Raw genomic sequence first — 26,051 nt, 5'->3', positions numbered from 1 at the left:
GAAACATCAGCTCACACCTTCGCGGCGGGGCGGAACCATCGACGACGCACCCGAATCATGTCCTCCCCCAGGCTGGCCGCCAAGGCCACGAGCAGTTTACGGTCGGCGTCGAACGTATCAGCCTTGTCCACGGCCGCGCGGTGCGGCTCGCCGTACAACACCGGCCGCTCGCGATTGGCCGTGGCGACGCGCTGCAGTTCGCGCGCGTACCCCGACAGAGTGGCGGTGGATGTCGGGTCGACCTGGGGACTGAGCAGCATCAGGGCATCGCGGATGTCGACCATCATCGCTTGACGCCGTTCCAGGACGGCCGCCAACGGTTGCCGGAGACGGAAACCGGGGTTCGGCCGTTCCGGAAGGAACCGGGTGATCACGCCGACCGCGAAACGCCACAGCCGCCAGAGCAGCAGAACGTCACGCAGCGCCCCGAGGCCGACGACCACGGCTCGGATCCGCATCACCAAGCCATACCACGACACACCCAGAAGGAAGATGAACTGCCCCAGATAGACCTCCCATCGACCGAGCACGACGAGCGCTCGCGGCGGCTTCGCCGATGCGGCGTAATACCCGAGCTGAATCGTGAACGCCACGGTGGCGGCGAGCATCAGCACCGCGCCTATCACTGCCAGCATGATCCCGTGCGCAGGCGTCCCCGACAGCAGGCGCAGGTATGCGACGCAATAGAAAACGATCAATACCCCGATCGGCACGGTGATCACTTTCTCCCCCAGCGAGAAACCGACCACGGCAGGGTCGGTGAACCCATAGGGCTTCGCGTCCGGGCCCGCGGCGACAGCACATACCGCCAGCACGGCGATGGAGGCGAGCAGCGGAACGGCGATGGCGAGCAGGATCTTCTTCGTCTGCGCGGTGTGCCGCGCGGCCAGCACGAAGAACGCGACGATGCAGACCTTGCCGCCCACCAGCAGCACGGTGCCGATGAACTCGTATTCCATCGCGGTCAGCAACCACGGGTCCGAGCGATCCTGGACGTACTCTCCGAAGGAATATCCCGACGCGAGGAAGAAGAACGCCCCGACCACCGCGAGCAGAGCGACGTCCTTGTTGCGGCGATACTGATTCGCTTTCCAGATCATGGCCACGGTGAATGCCGCGATGAGCCACCCGTGCGGTATGTAGATCACAGCCAGCCCATTCTCTCCTGCAGCGGCAGGGACAGATCTTCGGTCCGCTGCAGCGGACGCAGGGCGCGTTGCCGATCGAGCACCCGGCCCACCTGGTACGCCCACCGCGCGAGCAGGTTCGCCGTGTACTCCGCTTCCCATTCCCGCTCCGGGGACATCGCCGAATGTCTATGCACGCTTCCGGTCTCGTAGTGCCCGGCGATGATGTGCCCGAACTCGTGCCCGATGCCGTGGTCCTGATGCCAGGCGGGTGTCGCCTTCTGGTACGCGATGACATACGTGTCGGGCGGCGCCGAGAGTTTCAGCGTCATCGCGAAGAAGCAATCGACCGGCAGCAGCCTTTCCTGCAGAAGCACCGTCGCGCCGGTGAATTCGCAGTAGCGCTCGATCAGCTGGCGCATGGTCAGCAGTTCACGCACCTGCATGCGCTGGAGCAGCAGTCGGGTGCGATGTTCGATCTCCCGCACCATCGCGGGATTCGGGACGAAGCGAGATTCCGCGTCCCGTCCGCTTATCGCCGCCGTATCGGCAGTCGCGCGTCTCACGCGCCCGCGCCACACGGGAATCATCAGACGTCACACTCCGCAGCCCCCACCGCCCGACCTTCGGCAACCGGCGCGTCGAACGGTACGAATACGATGCCGAGCGCCGCGCCTGATCGACCGATGTCGTCCCAGAGCCCCCGTGCCCGGCGGTTCGGCGTTCAAAGTACCACCACCGCGACCGAACAGCATCAACCCGAATCGTCTGTGGCAACGCCGCATTCGCGGCGGCTCGGTCGTCATCGCACGGCTCGGCGCGAGACTGGTCGCTCGGCCGGAGGGGGGCCTAGCCCGTGTTCTCGCCGTGCGGCGGGCGAAGAGCGGCGCGGACCGTGTCACGCAACCAGCGCTGAGCCGGGTCGGCGTCGAGACGGGCGTGCCAGTGCAGGCGCACGTCGACCTCCGGCAGGGCGACGGGCAAGGGAAACCAGCGAATACCCAGGGTGGGGCCGTACTGCTCGGCGAGGCGCTGTGGGACGAGTCCGACGTAACGGCCGGTCAGTGGACGATGTCCGCGCTCGCGACGACGTATCGGGTGCGGCCGGTGTTGTGGGCCTCCGACCCGAGGTCGATCACCGTCGCGTCACCGAGTTGTTCGATGAGGGTCACACCGATCTCCACCGGCGCCGGATAGGCCGAATCCGGACCCGATATGCCAGCCGACTCGGCGCTTTGCCCAACGCGCAGCCACGGGTCGCGGTGGCACCGCCGGCAGCCCATCAGCGGCCGGTGCGTCTACCGCTGACACTCCGCCATGCCGAGGAAGTCACCGGCCCGTCGCGACGATGGGCCGGTGTTCCGGCGACTCCCATGCATGTGATGATTGCGACCGACAGGTCAATGGCGGCCTGGTCGGCGTGGGTACGTCGAAGGACGCATCCGGCCGGTGATCCTGAGTGTCTCTTTCGCCGCGCATTTTCACGAGCATTCGTTCGCATCGCACTCCAAATGCACCTGCATGAGCGCGTGCGCATCACCGAGAGCGAATTCCGGGCCGTCCGTCGGCTCTACCGCAGGCCAACCCAGCGGCGGCCAGCCCAGCAGGCACAGTTGCTCATGACCGACACGTTCGGCGATGTGATAGACGCTAGGGCCGCGCAACGGTTTTCGCCACCATCTGCTCGCGGCGAAGAAGACCGTCAGCAGTACCGCGACCGCTGCCGCCCCCACCATCAGGGCCGCGCTGAACTCGGACCAGCCGGACATCAAACGCCCACCCCGCTCTCCGATGACCCGAACGGCGGCCAGCGGTGCCCGCGCTCCCACATCTGCTCGGGCGCGACGACGATCAGCGCCACCTCCTCGGTGAGCCCACGCCGGGCGGTCCATATGTGCTCTCGAGTCGGAGCGATGACGACCATAGCGCCCACCCGTCGGATCGCCTGTACGAGCAGCAGCGTCGGCATCAGCGCATCGCGATCCACGACCAGCACTTCCAGTTCGGAATAGCCCTTCCGCTCGGCTAGCGCCCGAATGGCGCGCTCCTCAGCTGTGTGATCACTGCCGGATCGATCCAGCCTGATGTAGCCGAGCGCGATTTCCACCATGTCCGCCCCTTATCCGTCGATGTGGTGTGGCACCCGGCGCCGGGGATCCCTGAATCCTGGGAACGCAATCGGTGCCGGGGATGAGAGATGCACTCACCCGGTGCCGAGGCCGGAACAGACTGTGACCGACGGACAAGACAGCGAATCGGCAAAACCTTTGTCACCCTGGGGATAACGAAGTCTGTGGAATGGAACCCGTGATGACGATGACCCAGGAATCCGGTGTCGGCGACAAAGTACGTGTCGCAAGGAAGCTAGCGGGATGGAGCCAGGAGAAACTCGCGCGGGAAGCGAACTTCTCGGCGAGCTTGGTCCGCAAGGTCGAACGCGGCCGGGCGCCCGCGTCTCCGGCTTTCGTCGCGGCCTGCGCCCGCGCGCTGCGGGTGAACCTCGCCGACCTCCTCGAGCAGCCCTACCCGCGCCAGACTCGCGACGAACAGCAAGTGCACGCCGGAGTACCCGAGATCCGCCGTGAACTGGCCGCGTACAAGATCGAGCCGGACGGCACGATGAACGCGCGACCCGAAGCCGAACTCGCCGCCGACGTCGCAAAGGCGTCCGCAATGCGTCACTCGGTCAGCCTCGGTGATCTCGGCACGCTTCTGCCCGGCCTGCTCGCGGACCTGCGCGTCGCCTGGCACTCCGCGACCGGAGCGGAGCGCGAGCGCCTCTTCGGGCTGCTCGCCGAAGCGTTCGCCGCGACCGGGCAACTCGTTTACAAACTCGGCTATATCGATCTTTCCTCGCTGTGTGTCGAGCGGTACGAATGGGCAGCCGCGCGATCCGGTGATCAACTGGCCGTGCTCGCGGGCGATTATCAGCGCGCGGGCGAGCTGATCTGCACGGCCGAGTGGTCGACCGCCCTCCGCTTCCTGGAAGCCAGCCGGTCCACCATCGAATCCGAGATCGGCGGCAACGATCCGGCTGTGCTCAGTATGTGGGGCAATTTGCACTTGAAATCCGGTCTCGCCGCAGCTCGTGCGGGTCGGCGCGACGTAGCCGACCAACACCTCGCCGAAGCGCGGGAGACTGCCCGCCGCCTCGGTGGCGACCGAGACGATTACCGGCTTTGCTTCGGCGTCACGAATGTCGGCATCTGGTCGGTCGGGCTGGCCGTAGAGATGATGGATGGCACCGAGGCGGTGAAACGTGCCGAGCACGTGCGTCTTCCGGTCACGACGCCCCGGGAGCGCGCAGGCCACCATTACATCGACCTGGCTCGCGGATTCCTGCTCCACGGCGACCGCACAAAAGCCCTTACATCGCTACGGAAAGCCAAGGAGATCGCACCGACGCAAACCCGCTACCACCCCATGGTGCACGAGACCATCCGCGTCCTCGCCCGCGACGACGCACGAAGCAACGAGAGCGTGCGAGGCTTCGCCGCTTGGTGCGGGATCAATCGGGGTTGAGGAGTTCGACCGTACGGCGATACGTTCACTCCTTGCTCAGCTGGCTTCCCAGCGGCCCTGCGCTGCTCGAGGACCTGCACAGCGGGTACTCCTACAGCTGACGTTCGACCCGATGGCAGGGATCGGGTCACATCGCGGCAAGCCGCTGGTCGAGTCGGCGCAACTCCATGCGCCACAAGACGAATCCGGTGAGCAGCAGTAGCACACCGAGGAGAACGCAGATGTCGGCCAGCGGTTCCGTGTGGCGGCCTCCGGCGGCGGTGATGCCCACTCCCGTCGCTGCTGTCCCGGCGAGGATCGGCGCGAATCCCGACGGCACTCCGGCACGGCGGGCGACCAGGCACCTCAGGAAGATCGCGACACCGGCGACGATGCCGACCGTTGCGATCGCCGTCGAGCTGGGCGCGAACACCGACCAGACACCGATGACGATCAGCGCGACGCCGGGCGTCACCATCGTGTCCGTGATCAATTTGCCGTACGCCCGGGAGCGGTTGCCGATCGCGCGGACTCGGCTCTCGATCTCCTGTGACTCCGCGTGTGCATCCGCTACGAGTTCGCGGACCTCGGCGTGTAGGTCCAGGAACCTTTTACCGAGCGCCTCTACTTCGGCCATGATCTCCGCGGAGTCGGCGACGTCTTGGTCGCCGCGTTGGGGGAACCAGGGCGCGAACTCTGCGGGGGCGTGGCGAAGCGTCCGGCCGAGTTCCGCTGTCACCGTGATCGGCTGACTGTGCAGGACGACGAAGATGCTGTCGCCGCCGGAGACGACTTCGATGTCGTATCCACCGCTGCTTCCCTCGACCAGCGCGATACGGTCGGCCACCCGCTGAGTTTTCCCCACGGTGAAGCCCTCGGCGGTGAGGACTTCGGGGACGGCGTCCAAGAACGCCGGTGGAGTGGCGGCTTGGCCCGCGATGAGAACAACCCTCGCCCGTTCGCGGTCGCCGTTTCGCTCGGTGTACCAATGGCGCCAGACCTTCGACGGATTCGGTAGGTTACCGGTAAGACGTGGCCACATCGCGGACAGCACTGCAGCGACAGCCTGGGCGGCGATTCCGGGAGTGACTCCAGGATGGTCGTAAGAGTCGTTCATGGCCCTCGAAACTCATTGTGGTCCGGCAAGTTTAGCCGAATCCAGGGAGCAGGGCAGACGGCGCCGACCGTCCGCCCTACGGTGGCGAGTCAGACAAGCGACCCGAAGAACTCGCGGACGTCGCCGATCATCAGCTCTGGCACCTCCAGTGCCGGGAAATGGCCGCCGGAGTAGAACTCCGACCAATGGGTGATGTTGTGGGTGCGTTCGGCGAAGCGGCGGATGGCATAGTCGCCGTCTTTGAACACGGCGACGCCGGTCGGCACGGTGCCCTTGGGTTTCGGGGTGAACATGGCCGCGTCGTGGAAGCGCTCGTAGTACAGGTTGGCGACGCTGCGGGCGGTATCGGTGAACCAGTAGATGCTCACGGTGGCGAGCAGGCGGTCGAGGTCGACGGCTTTTTCGGGCAGGTCGTGCGATCGGTCGGTCCACTCCTGGTATTTCTCGACGATCCAGCCGAGTTGGCCGGCCGGAGAGTCGGCGAGCAACTGGGCGATGGTGTTCGGGCGCGAGCCCTGCAGATTCATGTAGGCCGAGCCGTCGTCCTGGAATTTCTTCATCGCGGCGAGCCGCGCCTTCTCCGCGCCGGTGAGAGCGGCCATGTCGGCTGGGTCGCCGGTCGGGAAGGTGACCAGCGCGTTCACGTGCACCCCGAGCACGTGGTCGGTGTCTATCCGCGCCAAGGCCGGGGCGATGAACGCACCGTGGTCGCCGCCCTGCACGCCGTAGCGGTCGTAACCGAGGCGGGCCATGAGTTCGGCCAGCGCCGCCGCGATCCGGCCGTCGTTCCAGCCCGTCTCGGTGATCGGCCCGGAGAAACCGTGGCCGGGCAGCGACGGGATGACCAGGTGGAAGGCGGGTGCGTCCGGGGCGGGATCGGTGAGCGGGCCGATCACGTCACGGAAGTCGGCCACCGAGCTGGGCCAGCCGTGCAGCAGCAGCAACGGGGTGGCGTTCTGCCGGGCCGAACGCACGTGCAAGAAGTGCACGTTCTGGCCGGTGATGGTGGTGGTGAACTGCGGGTAGGCGTTCAGCTCCGCCTCGGCCGCGCGCCAGTCGAACTTCTCGGCCCAGTACCCGGCCAGCTCCTTCAGGTAGGCGGTCGGCACACCGCGTTCCCAGCCCGCGCCGGGCAGGTCATCGATCCAGCGCGTGCGGGTCAAGCGCAGCCGAAGCTCGTCCAAATCGGCCTGCGGAATGTCGATACGGAAGGGGCGGATCTCGGTGTTCGTCATGCCATCGATACTTCGTGTAAAGAGGGGCGGACCGAATCACGAGAATTCGTTATTACGCGCAGCCGGACGAGCGGATCCCACTACCGCAGGATAGTTCCGAGACACGACCTAGTACGCGAATCCTTCACGGTAGGCCAGTCCAGGAGCATAGAACGCCCACAGAGTCTTATCGAGCGCAGATGACATACGTGCACAGGCGGCACGCAAGAGATTCTCGCGAATCTCGTTCAACCCCGTGCAGCTCCCAGAGTGCGACTTCATGGTCGTAAGTCGTGATGGCCAGGGTCTGCCCAGGTTGGCGCCGAGCGCGCGGTGCGGGCATGATCGCGCCGTGGTCAGCCTTCCGGTACGCGGCGCCTTCGTGGGGCGGGCCGCCGAACTCGCGGCGTTGCAGGATGCTCACCGGGATCCGGCGGTGCATACCGTGCTGGTCGGGGGTGAAGCGGGTATCGGTAAGTCGCGGTTGGTGGCGGAGTTCGGGATGCGGCTCGATGCTCGCACGGCGGTGGTGTCGGGACGGTGCCCGGAATTCGGTGCGAAGGGAGTTCCGTTCGCTCCGTTCCTCGCGATCATTCGCGCACTGCTGCGCGACAAAGGCGTGGAGGCGCTCGCGGCGCTGCTTCCGGCGCGACCGGCGCTGGCGCGCTGGCTTCCCGAACTGGCGGCGCGGTCGGACGCGGCGGAGGCCGACACCGACAGGATCCGGTTGTTCGGCGAGATCTTGACCGTGCTGGAACAGTTCGCCATGACCGAGTCGCTGGTGGTGGTGCTGGAAGATCTGCACTGGGCCGACGACGCCAGCCTGGACCTGCTCGCCTTCCTGGTGGCCAACATCGCCGAAGGGGATCTGTTCTTGGTCGGCACTTACCGGCCCGCCGATTCCGGGCCGTTGCGCAGGCTGGTGACCGGCCTGCGCCGGGACCCGAGTGTCCGTCTGCTCTCGACGGCGCCGCTGACCAAGCACGAGGTCGGCAGGCAGCTGGCCGCGCTGCGCGGCAGAGAACCGGAACCGGGGACGATCGCGCGCGTCTTCGAACGCAGCAGAGGAATCCCGCTGTTCGTGGAGGCGCTCGGCCCCGCACCCGAGGACACGCCCGCCGAGCTGTCCGAGCTGTTGCTCGGTCTCCTGTCGGACCTGCCCGATCAGGCCGCATCGGTGCTGCGGCTCGCGGCGGCGGCCGGGTCACCGGTCCGGCACACCGTGCTGGCGGCGGCTTCCGGCCTCGCCGAGGACGCGCTGACCACAGCGTTGCAGCTGCTGGTCGACCAGCAGCTGCTGGTGCCCGACGACACCGGTTACGCGTTCCGGCACGTTCTCATCCGCGACGCCGTCTACGCCGACTTGCTGCCGGCCGAGCGAAAACGATTGCACCGAAACATTTCTCGTGCACTGATCGCGCTCCGCGAACGCGATGCGGGCCAATGCCCCTCCGGCGAGCTGGCCTATCACGCGTATGCAGCCGGAGAATTCTCCTCGGCAATCGCGGCCGCCTGGGAAGCGGCGGCGGAAGCGAGAAGTGTCGGGGCACACCGTGTCGAGGTGCGCCATCTGGACCGAGTGCTCGAATCGTGGGATCGGGTGGCGGAAGCGGCAAGCCGAGTGCACGCCGAGCGGGCCGAGGTCGTGGAAGCGGTCGTGGCGGCATGCTTTCGGGGCGGCGTCGTCGAGCGCGGGATCGCGGCGGCCGACGAGGCGCTGGCCGCCATCGATGCGGGGACCGAGCCGGAGCGTGCCGCCCGGCTGCACTACTACCGCGCCGGACTGCGCAATCAGAGCAGTGGCGGCGGCGAAGACGACCTGCTCGCGGCACTGGCATGTCTTCCTTCGAACCGTCCTACTCTGCTACGCGGCCAGGTGCTCGCCGAACTCGCCGCGGCACGGGCGTTCAGCGGCGCGGCGGCCGCGGCCGAGAACGACGCGCGTGCCGCCGTCGAGGTAGCCGAACAGTTGCTTGATGTCCCGACCGCCCACGACACCTCATCGGTCACGGCTACGGCACTCCGCCCGCCGGGTGTGCTCGAGGAGGCGGCCGGTGCGGATGTCGCGACCGCAGTGAGCCACTGGCGGCGTTCGAGCGTCCTTCGCGAGGACCGGAGCGCCTCGTCACTGGCCGCGCGTGCCCACGCCTATCTCGGGCTGGCCACCGCGGACCGTCCGGACGTCGCCATGACCCATTTCGAGCGGGCGCATGCCGCCGCGAAGGCCGCGGGAGATCCGGGCACTTTGCTGACCGTGGTGCTGTGGGAGACGGCGCTGCTGGTGTCGGCAGGCGCCGACGAGGCGGCCATCGCGGCGATCCAACAGGGGTTGCGCGCCGCGCACGAGAGCTACCGATTCGCCGAGGCCGCGCCGATTCTGCTGGTCAAATGGGCGCAGGCGCTCACCGCCCTGGGCCGCTGGGACGAGGCGCTCGATCTGATCGACGAATCGCTCACCGAGCAGTTGCCGCCGTTGAGCACCGCCGCGCTGCTGCTGTGTCACGCGCGGATCCTGCTGGCGCGTGGCGACGACGAGGCCGCGACGATGAGCGCTGCGAAGGCGCAGCCCTTGCTCGGAGATCGGCGCTGGGCCAGGCAATATCAGATCCAGCTGCACACCGTGCAGACCGAGATCGCGCTCGCGAAGGGCAATCCGCAGCGCGCCGCCGAGATCGGCGCAGCGACGCTGACCGCGGACGATCTGGCCGCGCATCATCACGAGGCATGGGCGCTGGCCGATGCTGTCGCCCGAACTCGCTGCGCCCCATTGGTTCTGCACTCCGTAACGGAAAGGCTGCCGGTGACCACCGCGGTCGACGCCGCATACCGGAATTCCTGCCACGCCGTGCGCAGTGGCCGTCCCGCCGACTGGACCGCGGTGGCCGCTTCCTGGCGAACCCTGCGCCGGCCCTTCGAGCTGGCCCGCAGCCTGCTCGAATCCGGCAAAGCGGAATTGGCCGCCGGTGATCGACCGGCAGCGCGCAGCGCCCTGCGGTCCGTTCTCCAGCTAGCGGACGATGTGGCGGCGGCGCCACTCGCCGAGCAGGCCAGGCAGCTGGCCGACCGCGCCGGGATCGAACTCGCCGACTCCGGTCGCCGGCCTGCCGCGGCCCGGTCGGCGAACACCTCGGGGCTGACCCCGCGTGAACTCGACGTGCTGCGCCTGGTGGCCACGGGCGCGAGCAACCGTCGGATCGCGGCCGAGTTGTTCATCAGCGCCAACACCGCGGGTGTGCACGTCTCGCGGATCCTCACCAAGCTCGGTGTGTCCAGCCGCACCGAGGCGGCCGCCATCGCGCGGGAACGTGGATTGCTCGTTCCCGAGGGATGACCGGCCACTTACGGGCGACGCCGCCCCGCCGCACTGTGCCTGGATGGCAACAGCTGAACTGCGGCAGCTCCGGCAGGTCGCCTACCACGTTCGGACCGCTAGGCCATGCCCCGGCCGAAAAATCCCGGCCGGAGCGTGCCGACCGACCACCTCACCCACCTCGCCGGACCGCGATCGAAGCACCGGCGGCGAAGACGACCTGCTTCGGCGCCGAGAGCGCGCGACCGCACCGGTAGACATCCGGCCACCGGTCCGTAAGATACAGTAAGTCGAACATGTCTCGAAAGGACTGGCTGATGCGGTCGACCCTGCTGTCCCGGCGCGATCTCGATTTCCTGCTCTACGAGTGGCTGGACGTCGAGGGGCTGACCAAGCGCGCGCGGTACGCCGAGCACTCGCGGGAGACCTTCGACGCGGTACTCGAGCTCAGCGAGCAGCTCGCCACCAAGTACTTCGCGCCGCACAACAAGCTCAACGACGCCAACGAACCCACCTTCGACGGCGAACGCGTGACCATCATCCCGGAGGTCGGCCAGGCGCTGGCCGCTTTCGCCAAGGCCGGGCTGCCCTCGGCGGCAATGGATTACGAACTCGGCGGCGCACAGCTGCCCGCGACCGTCGCGCAGGCGAGCTACGCCTGGTTCCAGGCGGCCAACCCCGGCACCGCGGGCTACCCGTTCCTCACCGTCGCCAACGCGAATCTGCTCATCGCCCATGGACCCGAGCACGTCGAGAAGTTCGTCGGGCCCATGCTCGAGGGCCGCTTCTTCGGCACCATGTGCCTGTCGGAGCCGCAGGCCGGGTCGTCGCTGGCCGACATCGTCACCCGCGCCGAACCGCAGGACGACGGTACGTACCGCCTGTTCGGCACCAAGATGTGGATCTCGGGCGGCGATCACGAGCTCGGTGAGAACATCGTGCACCTGGTGCTGGCCAAGATCCCCGGCGGGCCCGCGGGCACCAAGGGCATCTCGCTGTTCGTGGTGCCCCGGTTCCTGGTCGGCGACGACGGATCGATCGGCGAGCGCAACGACGTCGCGCTGGCCGGGCTCAACCACAAGATGGGCTTCCGCGGCACGGTCAACACCGTGCTGAATTTCGGCGAGGGCCGCTGGACGCCGGGTGGCGCGCCCGGCGCGGTCGGCTACCTGGTCGGCCAGCCTCATCGCGGATTGACCTACATGTTCCACATGATGAACGAGGCGCGCATCGGCGTCGGCCTGGTCGCCACGGCGCTCGGCTACACCGGGTACCTCGAGTCGCTGGACTACGCGCGCACGCGCACGCAGGGCCGGGCCAAGCTCCCCGCCGACCCGTCCGCGCCGCAGCGGCCGATCATCGAGCACGCCGACGTGAAGCGCATGCTGCTGGCGCAGAAGTCCTATGCCGAAGGCGCTCTGGCGCTGGTGCTCTACTGCGCGCGACTGGTGGACGAACAGCGCACCGCCGAATCCGAGGACGAACGCCGCGCGGTCACCCTGCTGCTGGACATCCTCACCCCGATCGCCAAGAGCTGGCCGTCGCAGTGGTGCCTCGAGGCCAACAGCCTTGCCATCCAGGTGCTCGGCGGCTACGGCTACACCCGTGAATACAACGTCGAGCAGCATTACCGGGACAACCGGCTCAACCCGATCCACGAGGGCACACACGGCATCCAGGGCCTGGACCTACTGGGACGCAAAGTCACCCAGCAGGGCGGCGCCAGCCTGCTCGCGCTCGGTGCGCGCGTCGATGCGACCATCACCGCCGCACGCGCGGCGGGCGGCGAGGCGGCCGAACTCGCCGCGGAGCTGGATTCGGCATGGCGGCGGTTGGTCGAGGTGACCGCCGGACTGTTCGCCTCCGGCGATGCCGAGGCCGCGCTGGCCAACAGCTCGGTATACCTGGAAGCGTTCGGGCACACTGTGCTGGCCTGGATCTGGCTCGAACAGTTCCTCGCAGCCGGGGATCGTTCCGGCGATTTCTACGATGGCAAGCGGCACGCGGCCCGGTTCTTCTATCGTTTCGAATTGCCCAAGACCGCACCGGCGCTGGATCTGCTGGCCCGGCTGGACCGGACTACTCTGCAGATGCGCGACGCCTGGTTCTGAACACAGCCCGTTTCGATACACCGTCTCGACGATGTATCATTCCGCGGTGATCGATTCCAGCCAGCGGACCACTCGCCCTCCCGGCCGACCGGCCTCCGCGACCAGGGAACAGGTCATCGAGCATGCCCGCCGGGCGTTCCTGGCCGGTGAGCGCGTGGACATCCAGGCGATCGCCGGACAGCTCGGGCTCAGCCGCGCGTCGGTCTACCGCTGGTTCGGCTCCCGCGACGGGGTGCTCGGTGCGGTCCTGGCCGGGGAGTTCGAGGCGCTGCTCACCCGCGCCGACGCCCGCCGTCGCTCCACCGGAGCGCGGCGCATCCTGGACGTGCTGTACCGGGTCAACCGGTGGATGACCGACAACGAACCGTTCCGGCGCTATTTCGAGAACGAGCCGCTGTCCGGGCTGCGCATTCTCACCGCGGGCGACGGCCCGGTGCAACCGCTGGTCGTCGGCACCGTCCAGGAGCTGATCGTCCGCGCGACGGAAGAGGACGGCTATCAGCCCCCGCTGGAACCGGCGCTACTGGCCTACGCGCTGGTCCGGCTCGGCGAGGCGTTCCTGTACAACGACAGCGTCGCGGGCATTCGCGGCGACGTCGACCGGCTGCACGAGGTCCAGGCGGCGCTGCTGGGCATCCCCGAGGCGATCACGCCGTGACCGGAGCGCTACTGCACGCGCGCTTTCCCGAGGTGGCCGAGACGTTGCCGTTCGTCCGCCTCGGCACCGCCCCGACGCCCGTACGCCGGTGCGACCTCGGCACCACGGCTGAGCTGTGGTGCAAGGACGAGAGCGGATACGGCGACGGCGGATGGGGCGGCAACAAGGTCCGCAAGCTGGAATGGCTGCTGCCGGAGGCACGCCGACGCGGCGCGCGCACCATTCTCACCGTCGGCGGCACCGGAACGAACTGGGGGCTCGCCACGGCCTTGTACGGCCGCGCCCAGGGCATCGATACCGCGCTCGCCCTGGTCGACCAACCGGTGGACGACCACGTGCGCGCCCAACTGCGGCGACTGCGGAACTCGGGCGCCACCTTGTATTTCACGCACAGCAAGGTGCGCACGATACTCGCGGCGCCGTGGCTGTATCTGCGCAGGATCCGTGGCGGCACACGCCCGTACTTCCTGCCCGCGGGCGGGTCGTCACCGGTCGGCGCCCTGGGTTACGTCGAGGCGGCTTGCGAAATCGCGGCCCAGGTCGGCGCGGGCGAACTCCCCGAACCCGGCCACATCGTCACCGCCGTCGGATCCGGCGGCACCGCCGCCGGACTCGCTCTCGGTCTGCGTCTGGCCGGGTTGCGCACGCGCGTCGTCGGCGTGGTCGTCAACGACGCACTCGCACTCGACGCGAAGCACATCGTGCGTCTCGCCACCCGGACCGAACATCTGCTTCGCGCCCGCGGAGCGCGCTTCACCCCCACCGGGCTGCGGCCCGAGGACGTCACGATGACCACCGATTGGCTCGGCCCCGGCTACGGCCACACCACGCTCGCTGCCCGGGAAGCCGAGCAGCGCGCCGGACAGACCGGTTTGCACTTGGAAACCGTCTACACCGCCAAAGCACTCGCCGCGCTGCTCGCCATGGACGACGCGGGCGACTTCGGCGCGGGGCCGGTGCTGTTCCTCAATACTTACGGTCCGCGACCGTAGATTCGCACGGCGCGGGCCGCAGGGCCCCGCTTTCGAATCGCTGTGATCGGAATTCGGCCGCCGACGTCCGACGTGGCGTATTAGCCGGTCCGCCGCGCATATCGCCAGGTCGGACCACGACGGACCCGGCGCAATAACATCCCCTGATTTTTCTCGGCACAAACGCGGGCGAATTCGCCGCCGCCACCCCGTTATCGTCGCTATTCGTGCAGGTCAGCGATGGAAAGGCGGAGACGGTGGCAGCGGAGCCCACGCCGGTGCGGCAGTTGCGCGCCGATCAAGCGCGGCGGGTGGCCGACGTTCTGCGGCACCAACTGCACGCGGGCGCGTTCGACGGCGCGCTGCCGAGCGAACAGGAACTCGCCGCCGAGTACGGCTCCTCGCGCAACACCGTCCGCGACGCGTTGGCGCTGTTGAAGGACGAGGGTTTGATCGACCGGGCGCCCAAAGTGGGCACCCGGGTGGCCACCCGCAAATTCGACCACGGACTCGACGCGCTGCTCGGCCTACAGGAGACGTTCAAGGGCCACGGCACCGTGCGCAACGAGGTGCGCGCGGCGATGCACGTCACCGCGCCGCCCGCCGTCGCCCGCAGGCTCGGCCTGGCGCCGGGCGAACGCGTGGTCTACCTGGAGCGGCTGCGCTACCTCGCGGATCTGCCGCTGAGTCTCGACCTCACCTACCTCGTGCCCGACATCGGCACCGAGGTACTCGGCCACGACCTCGAGCACACCGACGTCTTCGTGCTGCTGGAACGCATCAGCGGCCACTCGCTCGGCTCGGCCGACCTCGCCCTGGAGGCGGTGCCCGCCGACCCGCACACCGCCTCCACCCTCGACATCCCCGGCGGCGCGCCGCTGCTGATGCTGGAACGACTGACCCGGCTCGACGACGGCCGCCCGGTCGATCTGGAGTACATCCGCATGCGCGGCGACCGCATCACCATGCGCGGCAGCCTGACCCGCAGCACCCCCGAATGGAAGGTCCTCTAGATGGCACTCGTGAACCAGCGCGCCGACATCCCCGTCACCATCGACGAGTCGCTGTGCATCCAGGGCTGCACGTTGTGCGTCGAGATCTGCCCGCTCGACTCCCTGGCCATCAACCCCGAGAACGGCAAGGCCTTCATGCACGTGGACGAGTGCTGGTACTGCGGTCCCTGCGCGGCCCGCTGCCCGACCGGCGCCGTCACCGTCAACATGCCCTACCTGCTCCGCTGATCTGGAAGACCGATGAAAGTGAAATTCGCCCCCGTCCTGCTCGCCGCCGCGCTCGCGCTCACCGGGTGCTCGCTGGAGCAGAGCGACGACACACCGGCGGGCACCGTCAAGGTGGTCGTCGGCTACCAGTCCAAGACCATCAACACCGTCACCGCGGGCACGCTGCTGCGCGCGCAGGGTTACCTCGAGCAGCGGCTGCGGAAGATCACCGCAAGCGGCGGAGCCGAGTACCAGGTCGAGTGGCAGGACTACGACACCGGCGCGCCGATCACCGCGCAGATGGTGGCCGAGAAGATCGACATCGGGTCGATGGGTGACTACCCGCTGCTGATCAACGGCTCCCGCACCCAGGTCAACGAGCGCTCGCGCACCGAACTGGTGTCGGTCACCGGGTACAACCCCAAGGGCGCGCTGAACATGGTCGTGGTGCCGAACGATTCGGCGGCCACCGGCATCGCCGACCTGGCCGGGCAGAAGATCTCGGCCAGCGTGGGCTCGGCCGGGCACGGCACGCTGGTGCAGGCGCTGTCGCGGGCCGGCATCGATCCGGCCAAGGGCGTGGAGGTGCTCAACCAGCAGCCGCAGGTCGGCGCGACGGCCCTGGAATCCCGTCAGGTGGGCGCGCTGTCCCAGTTCGTCGCGTGGCCGGGGCTGGTCGTCTTCCAGAACAAGGCCAAGCTGCTCTACGACGGCGCCGAACTCGGCGTGCCGACCTTCCACGGCGTGGTCGCCCGGCGCGCCTACGCCGCCGAGCATCCGGAGGTGCTGCAGGCGTTCCTGGCCGCGCAACTGGACGCCACCCGGTTCTTGCAGGAGAAGCCGTTCGAGGCCGCGAAGATCGTCGCCGACGGGTCCGGACTGCCGCAGGAGGTGGTGTATCTCTACAACGGTCCCGGCGGAACGAGTTTCGACACCACGCTCAAGCCGAGCCTGATCAACGCGCTCAAAGGCGATGTGGCATATCTGAAGTCGATCGGCGACTTCGCGGACCTGGACATCGACCGGTTCGTCGACGACGGGCCGCTGCGCAAGGCGTACGCGGAGACCGGCCGCGGCGACTACGACCGTGACCTGGCGTCCAATGCCAACCCGACCCGGGTCACCGGCGCCGACCCGGTCTGCGGCAAAGCCGCGGAAAACCCCGCGCTGGCCGGCGAGCTGTGGGTGGACGGCGCAGCCCAGCCGCAACCGGCCGCGGATCCGACCTGCCTGCTGCGCGCCGTCCAGGCCGCGAAGGCGCAGGGCCGGACGATCCGCGCGGCCTACGTCCCCGATACCGAGCTCGGCACCCGCTGGTTCGCCGACAAGTCGATCTGGCTGCGCGACGGCGCCGCCTACCTGCCCTTCACCACCCCCGCGGCCGCGCAGCGCTACCGGCGGGCGCATCCGTCCGCCGCGCCGGTCACCTACGACCAGGCCGTCACGGAAGTACGCGGATGACCAGCGAACTCGCCGCACCGGCGGCGCCCGTCACAGCCGAACCCGCCGCCACCCGATCGGCGGCCACTCCGACGCCGCGATCGGCCTGGCGCTCGCGCCTGCTGCGAGTCTCCTCGGTCGCCGTCGCGGTCGGTCTGTGGCAACTGCTCACGGTCAACAACGTGCGGGCGGGCCTGCGTTTCGACACGCTGCCGACCGTCACCGAGATCGTCGCCGAATTCGGCGCGCAACTGCGCGCCGACCAGTACTACCTGGACATCGCGCAGTCGCTGATCCGAATCGTCACCGGCTTCGGGCTGGCGGCGGTGATCGGCGTGCTCGCGGGGATCGGCCTGGGCCGGTCGCGGCTGCTGGCCGACACCTTCGGCCCGCTGGCCGAACTGGTCCGGCCGATCCCGGCCATCGCCTTGGTCCCGGTCGCGATCCTGCTGTTCCCCAGCGACGAATCCGGCATCGTGTTCATCACCTTCACCGCGTCGCTGTTCCCGGTGCTGGTGAGCACCAGGCACGCGGTGCGCGCCCTGCCGACGATCTGGGAGGACGCCGTGCGCACGCTCGGCGCGTCCCGGCTGGACGTCCTCGCGCGGGTGGTGTTCCCCGGCATCCTGCCCGGCGTCTTCAGCGGACTGTCCGTCGGCGTCGGCGTGGCGTGGATCTGTCTCATCTCCGCGGAGATGATCTCCGGCCGCCTCGGCGTCGGTTACCGCACCTGGCAGGCCTACACCATCGTGGACTATCCGGCGGTGTTCGTCGGCATGATCACCATCGGCGTCCTCGGTTTCGCGACTTCGGGGCTGGTCGAGCTGGCCGGCCGCCGCATCACCCGCTGGCTGCCCAGGGAGGTCGAAGCATGACCACAGTGATCGACGCACCGGCATCGACCGGAATGCGATTGAGCCTCACCGGCGTCCGGATCGCGTATGGCGGCGAACCGGTGCTCGACGGACTCGACTTGTCGATCGCGCCGGGGGAAATCCTCGTCGTCGTCGGCAAATCCGGATGCGGCAAGTCGACGTTGCTGCGCGCGATCGCCGGACTGCGCGCGCCGGAAGGCGGAGCCGTGCTGGCCGACGGCGACCCCGTCACCGGGCCCGCGGCCGACCGCGCCCTGGTGTTCCAGGACGACGCGCTGTTGCCGTGGCGCACGGTACGCCAGAACATCGAACTCGCCCTGCGCCTGCGCGGCACGCCCCGGGCCGAGCGCAGAGCCACCGCCCTGCACTGGGTGGAGGAGGTCGGGCTCACCGGGTACGGCGACTACCTGCCGCGCGACCTGTCCGGCGGCATGCGCCAGCGCGTGCAGCTGGCGCGCAGCCTGGCCGCCGCGCCGCGCGCCGTGCTGATGGACGAGCCGTTCGGCGCGCTGGACACCCAGACCAGGCAGACCATGCAGCGCCTGCTGATCCAGACCTGGCGCGCCCACCCCACCACCATCGTCTTCGTCACCCACGACCTCGATGAAGCCCTGCTGCTCGGCGACCGCATCGCCGTGCTCGGCGGCGGCACGCTGCGCGCGCTGGTCCCCGTGCCCAGCCCGCGCGAGGCGATCGACCGGTCCGCGACGAAGGCCGAGATCCTGGAGAGACTGTGAACATTCCGCCGCTGTCGGAACGGATTCGGCTGGACTGCGACGTGCTCGTCGTCGGCGGCGGCACGGCGGGCACGATGGCCGCGCTCACCGCCGCCGAGCGCGGCGCGAACGTGCTGCTGCTGGAGAAGGCCCACGTGCGGCACTCCGGTGCGCTGGCCATGGGCATGGACGGCGTGAACAACGCCGTGATCCCGGGCAAGGCGGAACCGGAGGACTACGTCGCCGAGATCACCCGGGCCAACGACGGGATCGTCGACCAGCGCACCATCTATCAGACCGCGACGCGCGGCTTCGCCATGGTGCAGCGGCTGGAGCGCTACGGCGTGAAGTTCGAGAAGGACGAGTACGGCGAATACGCGGTGCGCCGGGTGCATCGCTCCGGCTCGTACGTGCTGCCGATGCCCGAGGGCAAGGACGTCAAGAAGGCGCTGTATCGCGTGCTGCGCCAGCGCAAGATGCGCGAGAAGATCCGCATCGAGAACCGGCTCATGCCGGTGCGCGTGCTCACCGACAACGGGCGCGCGGTCGGCGCCGCCGCCCTGCACACCCGCACCGGCGAATTCGTGGCCGTCGGCGCGAAAGCGGTGGTCCTGGCCACCGGGCCGTGCGGCAGGCTCGGGCTGCCCGCCAGCGGATACCTGTACGGCACCTACGAGAATCCGACGAACGCGGGCGACGGCTACTCGATGGCCTACCACGCGGGCGCCGAACTCAGCGGCATCGAATGCTTCCAGATCAACCCGCTGATCAAGGACTACAACGGCCCGGCCTGCGCGTACGTCGCCAATCCGTTCGGCGGCTACCAGGTCAACGCCGAAGGCGAACGCTTCGTCGACTCCGACTACTGGTCGGGCCAGATGATGTCCGAGGTCAAACGAGAGATCGAATCCGCGCGCGGCCCGATTTATCTCAAGGTGTCGCACCTGCCCGACGAGACGCTGAGCACGCTCGAAGGCATCCTGCACACGACCGAGCGCCCGACCCGCGGTACTTTCCACGCCAACCGCGGCCACGACTACCGCACCCATGACATCGAGATGCACATCTCCGAGATCGGCCTGTGCAGCGGGCACTCCGCCTCCGGCGTGTGGGTCGACGAGCATGCGCGCACCACGGTGCCCGGCTTGTACGCGGCGGGCGATCTGGCGTGCGTACCGCACAATTACATGATCGGCGCGTTCGTCTTCGGTGATCTGGCCGGCGCGCACGCCGCGTCCACCCTGGACGAGGTCACCGTGCCGGACGAGCTGCCCGAGGACCAGCTGGCCGCGGCCCACGAGTTGATCTACCGGCCGCTGCGTCAGCCGGACGGGCCGCCGCAACCACAGGTCGAATACAAGTTGCGGCGTTTCGTGAACGACTATGTCGCGCCGCCCAAAACGGCGACCAAGCTGGCCATCGCGGTGGAGACCTTCGAACGGATGCGCGCGGAGGTCGACAGCATCGGCGCGCGCACGCCGCACGAGCTGATGCGCGCGGTGGAGGTGTCGTTCATCCGCGATTGCGCCGAGATGGCCGCCCGCAGTTCACTGACCAGGACCGAATCCCGTTGGGGCCTCTACCACGAGCGCGCCGACCTACCCGAACGCGACGATGTCGAATGGCGATACCACCTCAACCTGCGCAAGAACCCCGACGGAACCATGGCGTTCCTGAAGCGGCCGGTGGCGCCGTACCTGGTTCCCGTGCCCGGGCTCGACGACCTGCCCTCGGCCGATGCCGACGCGGTGCCGGTGCACCAGCCGCACCAGCCCGTCGGCCCTGCGTCGCACACCGGCGTCGTCGCTGAGCACGAGCGGACCGAAGCCGGTATCGCGCAGCCCGCCACTCCCCCGTCACCCCGGATCGTCGCGTTGCTCGCGCTCGACGTGCCCACGGTGGCGCAATTGTCGGCCTATCTGACCAATCCGGACGCGGGCGTACGGGCCGCGGCGATCTCGGTGCTCACCGAGCACACGCCGGAGGGCTTCGCCATCGCCTTGGGCGAGGCGTTGGACGACGAGGCGGCTTCGGTCCGCCGCGCGGCCGCGGCCGGCCTGCGCGAACTCGTCGAGGTGCTGCCCTCGGCCGCGGGACTCGCCGACCGGCTCGGTTCGGCGGATCCCGTCGTGCGGTCCACCGTGATCGATCTGTTGCGCGCGCTGCGGGCGGGCGAGGCAGCGCAGTATCGCGCCGCGCTCGCGGATGGGGACCATCGCGTCCGCATCGAGGCGGTTCGCGCGCTCGTCTCGCTGAACGATCGCGACGGTGTCGCCACCCTGGCCACCGACGAGAACCGGGAGGTGCGGATCGCGGTCGCGCAGGGCCTGGCCGCCATCGGCGACGGCGGGACCGAGGTGATCCGTCGCCTCGGCGACGACCAGGACCCGCTGGTCCGCGCCGCGGCGCTGAGCGCGTTCGCCCAGCTCGGCGCCGAGCCCGCGGACGTCGCCGCGCTGGATGCCGCCCTGCGCCACTCGGCCTGGCAGATCCGGCAGGGGGCGGCGCGCGGACTCGCAGGCGCGGACCCGGACCTCGCGGTGCCGATTCTGGCTGCGGCGCTGCGCGACCCGCATCTCGACGTCCGCAAGGCGGCGGTGCTGTCACTGTCGGCGTGGCCGGACCTGCCCGCCGCGCACGACGCGTTGCGCGCCGCGATCGACGACACCGACGCCGACGTGCGCGCGTATGCCCGGCGGGCGCTGGCCACCCAGCCCACGGCGTAGGGCGACGTGGTTGCCGCAGCTCGAATCGCTGATTAGATTAGCGGCTCGACCGTTGCCGACGCGCTAACCAGGGTATAGCCGGGTGGTGACGGGGCGGCCGACGACAAGTGTCGCCGTTGTCCATCAGCAGCGACGGGAGTGTGGCGTTGACCGTGCCGAACTGGCTGGATCTCGCCGTGCTCGCCGCCCTCGCGGTCGCCGCGGTGCTCGGCTGGCGCCGCGGCGCGATCGTGGGACTGCCCGGGCTCGCGGGTGGTTTGGCGGGGGCGATCCTCGGCGCGGCGCTCTCGGCCGCGGCGCTCGGCCGGTTCGCCCCGGGTGTCGTGCGGCTTCTGCTCGCGGTGACGGTGATCGCCGGCATGGTCGCGTTCGGCGCGATCGCCGGGCACCGGGCCGGACGCGCCGCGCGCGCCGCGGTTTCCGGCCCGGTCACGCAACGCGCCGACGCCCTCTGCGGGTGTCTCGTCCACGCGCTCGCGGTCCCGCTGGTGGTGTGGCTGTTCGCCGCACCGCTGGAATCGGCCGCGTTGGTGCGTGATTCGACGACCGTGCGAACCGTCGACGGCGTCGCGCCGTTCTGGCTGTCCGGCCTGTCCGAGGTGCTTACCGGGCCGATCGTGGACGCGGGCATCGGCAGGCCGCTCGCGCCGCCCGATCCGGGCATCGTCGAGGGTCCGATGCCCGCAGCACTGCGGCCGAGCGTCCTTCGGATCCAAGACCTCGCGCCGACCTGCGGCGTGCGCCAGTCCGGTTCCGGATTCGTGATCGCACCGGAGCGCGTGCTGACCAACGCGCACGTCGTCGCCGGATCGAGCAAAGTCTCCGTCGACACCGCGACCGAGCCGCTCGCCGCGACGGTCGTGCAGTTCGATCCGACCATGGACATCGCGGTGCTCGCCGTCCCCGGTCTCGCCGCGCCCGCCCTCACCGTCGCCCCCGAACCCGCCGGTCCCGGCACCGACGCCATCGCGCTCGGCTATCCCAGGGGCGGGTCCTACACCGCGTCCGCCACCCGGGTGCGCAGCCGCGCCGCGCGCCAGGTGCGCGACATCTACCGCACCGGTCTGGGCGAACGCGAGATCTACACCTTGGACGGCGCTATCCAGCACGGCAATTCGGGCGGCCCGCTGGTCGACCGCGACGGCCGCGTGCTGGCCATCGTGTTCGGTGTCGACGAGAACAACAGCAACGTCGGGTTCGCCACGAGCCTGCCCGAGGTTCTCGACCGGCTCGACCACGCGTGGCGTTCGGACCGGCCGGTCGACACCGGCCCGTGCGCCGCCTGACCGGCGTCAGGAGGCGTCGGCGACGATCACCACACCGCTCGAGGCGTCCAACAGCGGAATCGTCCGCTCCGCGGCGTCGTCGACGTGCACGCGCGGGTGCGTGGGCAGTTCGGTCTCGTAATAGGTGCCGGGGCCGTAGAACTGGCCGTACTTCACCACCACACCGTCGAAGGCCAGCACGGCCGCTTCGTGCTCCTGGATCGCCGCGCCGCGCCCCGCGGGCGGTTCCCATGCGATGCTCTGCGCGAGGAAACGTTTCGCTCCGGCCGCCCGCGCGGCCGCGATCAGGTTGCCGGTGCCCTCGGTGCGGATGCGCGCGTTCGCCTCGGCCCGCTCCGGCAGCAGCGCGGCGTCGTCCGGCAGGTCGGTGAGCTGGTGCATCACCATGTCGGCTCCGAACCGCACCACGGCGGCGGTCAGCGCGTCGGCGTCGTAGACATCACACACCACCGGCTCGGCGCCTGCCGCCCGCACCTGGTCGGCCTTGGCCGCCGAGCGGGTCATCCCCGCGACCTCGTGCCCCGCCTCGACGAGCAGCGGAAGCAAGCGGACTCCGATCACGCCGGTCGCACCGGCCAGGAAGATGCGCATGGTGTCGATTTTCCAGCGCCCGCGGCGCCGGGTGTTTCCCGGCCCCCTCATCGCTCGCGTTCGCGCGACTGTGGCGTAGGCGACGAAGTTCGGTCGCAGCGCACCCAGGCGGTGGCCGCGTCGCCGTGCACCGTGCATTCGATGCCGCGTGCGGCCAGGAGGCGCAGGACGGCGGTGTTGTCCGTCGTCGTACTCACGAAGAGTTTCGTGTAGCCCTCGGCGGCCGCCTGATCGATCAATTCGGCGAAAACCGCGGTGCCGATGCCCTCTCCCCGGCGGGAGCGTCCGATCCAGACTCCCGCCTCGGCAGCGTCCGGCGCGTCGGGAAGCGGACACAGTCGTGCCGCGCCGACCACCTCGCCGCCCACTCGGATGCCGTAGGTCGACTCGATCGGCGGACTGGCCAGCGCGCGGTGGCGGTGGAACGCCCGGAAGCGCGCTTGCTGGTCGGTATCCCAGCCGCCCGGCCCCTCGACCGGCATCACCTCCCCCGGCTCGGCATCCGCCACCGCCGCATGGAGCAGATCGGTGAGACATCGCTCGTCGAGCGGTTGCAGGGTGACGTGGGCGGGCACAGCGCCGATCCTTTCACCCGGACCGTTCCCGGCGCGACCGTATTTCCTCCTGTTCAGACCGGAGTGATGGGCAGTCGTAACGCGCCCGGTGCGGCGACCGGGACCGCCGGGTTCTTCGGTTCGATCGGCGCGAGCCTGCGGTAGGCCGTTCCGAGGGGCGGTCGCGGGTCGTCCTCGCCCTTGTTCGGCCACAACGCCATGGCCCGTTCGGCTTGGGCGGTGATGGTCAGGGAGGGATTCACACCCAGGTTCGCCGAAATGGTCGAGCCGTCGGTGATGTGCAGGCCGGGGTATCCGTAGACCCGGTGATACGGGTCGACGACGCCGGTCTCCGCCGAGTCGCCGATCGCGCAGCCGCCGATGAAGTGGCCGGTGATCGGGATGTTCGCCAGTTCGGTCCACCCGCCCTGCGGGAGGCCGTCGATCTTCTCGGCGATCCGCCGGGTCACCTCGTGGCCCTCCGGGATCCAGGTGGGCGGGGCGGCGCCGTCACCGGGCCTGGTCGTCATCCGCCTGCCGAAAACGCCGCGCCTGGTGTAGGTCACGATCGAGTTGTCCACGTTCTGCATGACGAGCACGCCGATGGTGCGCTCGGACCAGCGTCGCGGATTGTGCAGGTGCAGCAGGTGACGGCGCTGCGCCACCAGCGCCCGCACTCCCAGCCACCATCGGGCCCGGCCTTCTTGACCGTCCACGAGCACGGTAGCCAGCAGACTCATCGCATTGCTGCCTTTGCCGTAGCGGACCGGCTCGATGTGGGTGTGCTGCTCGTCGGGATGGATCGAGGAGGTGATCGCGACGCCCTTGGTGAAATCGGTGTCCTTGCGCAGGGAGCGCGCGGCGAGCACAGCCTCGGAGTTGGTGCGGGCCAAGTGTCCCAGCCGCGCGGAGACCTGCGGCAGACTGCCGCTGTCACGCAACCGGTGCAGCAGCTTCTGCGTGCCGAGGGCGGCCGCCGCGAAGATCACCTGGTCGGCGGTGAAGGTCTGCGCCGCCTTGCGCACCCATCGCCCGGTGCGCACCGTCCGCACTTCGTAGCCGCCCTCGGCCCGTGGGCGCACGTCCGTGACGGTGGTCAGCGGATGCACCGTGGCCCCAGCCTTTTCGGCCAGGTAGAGGTAGTTCTTCACCAAGGTGTTCTTCGCTCCGTGCCTGCAGCCGGTCATGCATTCACCGCAGTGGGTGCAGGTCGAGCGAGCCGGTCCGGCGCCGCCGAAGAACGGGTCGGCGACCTGCCGGCCCGGCCGGGAATCGTTGTCCGCGAACAGCACTCCCACCGGCGTGCGGCAATACGTGTCGCCGATGCCCATGTCCTGCGCGACTTCGCGCAGAATCCGGTCGGTCGGAGTGGTCACCGGATTCTCGGTGACGCCGAGCATCCGCTTGGCCTGGTCGTAGTACGCCGCCAGCTCGTCGCGCCAATCGGTGATGTGCGCCCACTGCCTGTCGCGGTAGAACTTCTCCGGCGGCTCGTATAGCGTGTTGGCGTACACCAGCGAACCGCCCCCGACCCCGGTCCCGCTCATGATGAAGGTGTCGTTGAGCAAGGTCATCCGCTGGATGCCGTAGCAACCGAGTTTCGGCGCCCACAGGTACTCGCGCAGATGCCAGGAGTTCTTCGCGTACTCGTGGTCGGCGAATCGCCGGCCCGCCTCCAGCACGCCGACCCGGTATCCCTTCTCGGTCGCGCGCAGCGCGGCGACGCTGCCGCCGAAGCCGGAACCGATGACGAGCACGTCGTAGTGGCTGTCCATGCGCTCGAGCGTATGGCGGCAAACACGCAGGCCGGACGAGAGATACGGACGCGATATCGATATTTCCGGCCATCTTCGCGCCCGCCGCCCCGGACGCGAGCAACCGCAGGAGACTGCTGCGGTTACTCGCGAGCGAACCGGTCAGGAATCGAGAAGCGCTCCTCATCGCCCCGCGCTTAGCGTCACTGTCATGAACCTCACCACTGATCGAACCGCCATCGAATCCGTCGTCCTCGAGACTCCCGACCCCGCCGCCGCCGCGGCTTTCTACGCCGCCGCGTTCGACCTCGGCGACCGGGTGCGCGTCCGCGCGACCGACGCGCCGACCACCGGATTCCGCGGCTACATCCTGTCGCTGGTGGTGTCGCAGCCCAGCACCGTCGACAGCCTCGTCGGCAGTGCGCTCGACGCGGGCGCGACGACACTGAAGCCCGCCAAGAAGAGCTTCTGGGGCTACGGCGGGGTCGTCCAGGCTCCGGACGGGGCGATCTGGAAGGTCGCGACGTCGTCGAAGAAGGACACCGGCCCGGCGACCAGGGAGGTCGACGATTTCGTGGTGCTCCTCGGGGTCGACAGCGTCAAGGCGACCAAGCAGTTCTACGTCGATCGCGGCCTGGCCGTGGCGAAGAGCTTCGGCAGCAAGTACGTCGAGTTCGCCACCCCGCCCGGCTCGGTCAAGCTGGCGCTCTACGGGCGCCGTGCCGCCGCCAAGGACGCCGGCGTCGCCCCGGAAGGCACCGGGGCGCATCGGATCGCCTTCGACGGCACCCTCGGGAGCTTCACCGACCCGGACGGATTCGCCTGGGAGACCACGGTCTGAGCCGGTCGGGCCGACCAGGACAGCGCCGTTTCGAGTCGG

At 69.1% G+C, this 26,051-nt stretch carries 23 protein-coding genes; 13 read left to right on the top strand and 10 right to left on the bottom strand.

The genetic code is table 11. The annotated features are described in order from the left end of the window. Window positions 1-11: 11 nt before the first annotated feature. The 5 genes from GVY64_RS08485 to GVY64_RS08465 form a co-directional block, all read right to left on the bottom strand. Window positions 12-1,148, bottom strand: coding sequence for a hypothetical protein (locus GVY64_RS08485; RefSeq protein WP_159840015.1), 1,137 nt, complete (start codon window positions 1,146-1,148; stop codon window positions 12-14). Beyond that, window positions 1,145-1,693, bottom strand: coding sequence for a hypothetical protein (locus GVY64_RS08480; RefSeq protein ID WP_159840014.1), 549 nt, complete (start codon window positions 1,691-1,693; stop codon window positions 1,145-1,147). The genes GVY64_RS08485 and GVY64_RS08480 overlap by 4 nt, the downstream gene beginning before the upstream one ends. A 283-nt stretch (window positions 1,694-1,976) precedes the next feature. After that, window positions 1,977-2,111, bottom strand: coding sequence for a hypothetical protein (locus GVY64_RS38665; RefSeq protein WP_268895603.1), 135 nt, complete (start codon window positions 2,109-2,111; stop codon window positions 1,977-1,979). Window positions 2,112-2,608: 497 nt separating this feature from the next. Beyond that, the gene (locus GVY64_RS08470) at window positions 2,609-2,896 is read right to left on the bottom strand and encodes a hypothetical protein (protein WP_159840013.1); all 288 of its coding nucleotides are present in this window, start codon (window positions 2,894-2,896) and stop codon (window positions 2,609-2,611) included. Then, window positions 2,896-3,237 (bottom strand): hypothetical protein, encoded by a 342-nt coding sequence (locus tag GVY64_RS08465; RefSeq protein WP_159840012.1) that lies wholly within the window; start codon window positions 3,235-3,237, stop codon window positions 2,896-2,898. Before GVY64_RS08465 ends, GVY64_RS08470 begins: the two co-directional genes overlap by 1 nt. Window positions 3,238-3,437: 200 nt before the next feature. On the opposite strand from GVY64_RS08465, the gene GVY64_RS08460 reads away from it, so the two are divergent. Then, entirely contained in the window at window positions 3,438-4,649 is a 1,212-nt protein-coding gene (locus GVY64_RS08460) for a helix-turn-helix domain-containing protein (protein ID WP_201297943.1), read from the top strand. 127 nt (window positions 4,650-4,776) lie between these two features. On the opposite strand, the gene GVY64_RS08455 is transcribed toward GVY64_RS08460, so the two are convergent. Both GVY64_RS08455 and GVY64_RS08450 read right to left on the bottom strand, forming a co-directional pair. Beyond that, the gene (locus tag GVY64_RS08455; RefSeq protein ID WP_159840011.1) at window positions 4,777-5,745 is read right to left on the bottom strand and encodes a hypothetical protein; all 969 of its coding nucleotides are present in this window, start codon (window positions 5,743-5,745) and stop codon (window positions 4,777-4,779) included. An 89-nt stretch (window positions 5,746-5,834) separates the two neighbouring features. Then, window positions 5,835-6,980, bottom strand: a complete 1,146-nt coding sequence (locus tag GVY64_RS08450; RefSeq protein ID WP_159840010.1) for an epoxide hydrolase family protein — start codon at window positions 6,978-6,980, stop codon at window positions 5,835-5,837. A gap of 331 nt (window positions 6,981-7,311) precedes the next feature. On the opposite strand from GVY64_RS08450, the gene GVY64_RS08445 reads away from it, so the two are divergent. From GVY64_RS08445 to GVY64_RS08395, 11 genes are all read left to right on the top strand, one after another. Continuing rightward, window positions 7,312-10,290 carry a helix-turn-helix transcriptional regulator gene (locus GVY64_RS08445; protein WP_159840009.1) on the top strand — a complete coding sequence of 993 codons (2,979 nt, stop codon included), beginning with the start codon at window positions 7,312-7,314 and terminating at the stop codon, window positions 10,288-10,290. Between the two features lie 296 nt (window positions 10,291-10,586). Further along, the gene (locus tag GVY64_RS08440; protein ID WP_159840008.1) at window positions 10,587-12,380 is read left to right on the top strand and encodes an acyl-CoA dehydrogenase; all 1,794 of its coding nucleotides are present in this window, start codon (window positions 10,587-10,589) and stop codon (window positions 12,378-12,380) included. A gap of 46 nt (window positions 12,381-12,426) precedes the next feature. Continuing rightward, entirely contained in the window at window positions 12,427-13,038 is a 612-nt protein-coding gene (locus GVY64_RS08435; RefSeq protein WP_236566698.1) for a QsdR family transcriptional regulator, read from the top strand. Next, entirely contained in the window at window positions 13,035-14,030 is a 996-nt protein-coding gene (locus GVY64_RS08430; protein ID WP_159840006.1) for a 1-aminocyclopropane-1-carboxylate deaminase/D-cysteine desulfhydrase, read from the top strand. Before GVY64_RS08435 ends, GVY64_RS08430 begins: the two co-directional genes overlap by 4 nt. A gap of 206 nt (window positions 14,031-14,236) precedes the next feature. Further along, window positions 14,237-15,022, top strand: coding sequence for a GntR family transcriptional regulator (locus GVY64_RS08425; protein ID WP_201297942.1), 786 nt, complete (start codon window positions 14,237-14,239; stop codon window positions 15,020-15,022). Beyond that, window positions 15,023-15,250, top strand: coding sequence for a 4Fe-4S dicluster domain-containing protein (locus GVY64_RS08420; protein WP_039797742.1), 228 nt, complete (start codon window positions 15,023-15,025; stop codon window positions 15,248-15,250). A 12-nt stretch (window positions 15,251-15,262) separates the two neighbouring features. Continuing rightward, window positions 15,263-16,690 carry an ABC transporter substrate-binding protein gene (locus GVY64_RS08415; RefSeq protein ID WP_159840005.1) on the top strand — a complete coding sequence of 476 codons (1,428 nt, stop codon included), beginning with the start codon at window positions 15,263-15,265 and terminating at the stop codon, window positions 16,688-16,690. After that, window positions 16,687-17,544 carry an ABC transporter permease gene (locus tag GVY64_RS08410; protein WP_159840004.1) on the top strand — a complete coding sequence of 286 codons (858 nt, stop codon included), beginning with the start codon at window positions 16,687-16,689 and terminating at the stop codon, window positions 17,542-17,544. The genes GVY64_RS08415 and GVY64_RS08410 overlap by 4 nt, the downstream gene beginning before the upstream one ends. After that, window positions 17,541-18,281, top strand: coding sequence for an ABC transporter ATP-binding protein (locus tag GVY64_RS08405; RefSeq protein WP_159840003.1), 741 nt, complete (start codon window positions 17,541-17,543; stop codon window positions 18,279-18,281). The genes GVY64_RS08410 and GVY64_RS08405 overlap by 4 nt, the downstream gene beginning before the upstream one ends. After that, complete coding sequence (locus GVY64_RS08400) at window positions 18,278-20,986, top strand: fumarate reductase/succinate dehydrogenase flavoprotein subunit (RefSeq protein ID WP_159840002.1); 2,709 nt, start codon at window positions 18,278-18,280, stop codon at window positions 20,984-20,986. Before GVY64_RS08405 ends, GVY64_RS08400 begins: the two co-directional genes overlap by 4 nt. 116 nt (window positions 20,987-21,102) lie before the next feature. Further along, a complete protein-coding gene (locus GVY64_RS08395; RefSeq protein ID WP_159840001.1) occupies window positions 21,103-22,272 on the top strand; it encodes a MarP family serine protease in 1,170 nt (389 codons plus the stop codon). 6 nt (window positions 22,273-22,278) lie between these two features. Here the strand turns inward: GVY64_RS08395 and GVY64_RS08390 are convergent, their stop codons facing one another. Genes GVY64_RS08390 through GVY64_RS08380 form a run of 3 tightly spaced genes read right to left on the bottom strand, consistent with a single transcriptional unit; the run spans window position 22,279 to window position 25,192 of the window. After that, window positions 22,279-22,863 carry an NAD-dependent epimerase/dehydratase family protein gene (locus tag GVY64_RS08390; RefSeq protein ID WP_159840000.1) on the bottom strand — a complete coding sequence of 195 codons (585 nt, stop codon included), beginning with the start codon at window positions 22,861-22,863 and terminating at the stop codon, window positions 22,279-22,281. Between the two features lie 47 nt (window positions 22,864-22,910). After that, on the bottom strand, window positions 22,911-23,438 hold the full coding sequence (locus GVY64_RS08385; RefSeq protein WP_201297941.1) for a GNAT family N-acetyltransferase: 528 nt from the start codon (window positions 23,436-23,438) through the stop codon (window positions 22,911-22,913). A 53-nt stretch (window positions 23,439-23,491) separates the two neighbouring features. Continuing rightward, complete coding sequence (locus GVY64_RS08380; protein WP_159839999.1) at window positions 23,492-25,192, bottom strand: GMC family oxidoreductase N-terminal domain-containing protein; 1,701 nt, start codon at window positions 25,190-25,192, stop codon at window positions 23,492-23,494. Between the two features lie 190 nt (window positions 25,193-25,382). Between GVY64_RS08380 and GVY64_RS08375 the strand changes: the two genes are divergently transcribed. After that, on the top strand, window positions 25,383-26,012 hold the full coding sequence (locus GVY64_RS08375; protein WP_159839998.1) for a glyoxalase: 630 nt from the start codon (window positions 25,383-25,385) through the stop codon (window positions 26,010-26,012). The last annotated feature ends 39 nt before the right edge of the window (window positions 26,013-26,051 follow it).

Origin of the sequence: Nocardia sp. CY41, from assembly GCF_009829325.1 — a bacterium.
Taxonomy (GTDB): Bacteria; Actinomycetota; Actinomycetes; order Mycobacteriales; family Mycobacteriaceae; genus Nocardia.
This window is presented reverse-complemented; position numbering and strand designations above follow the sequence as displayed.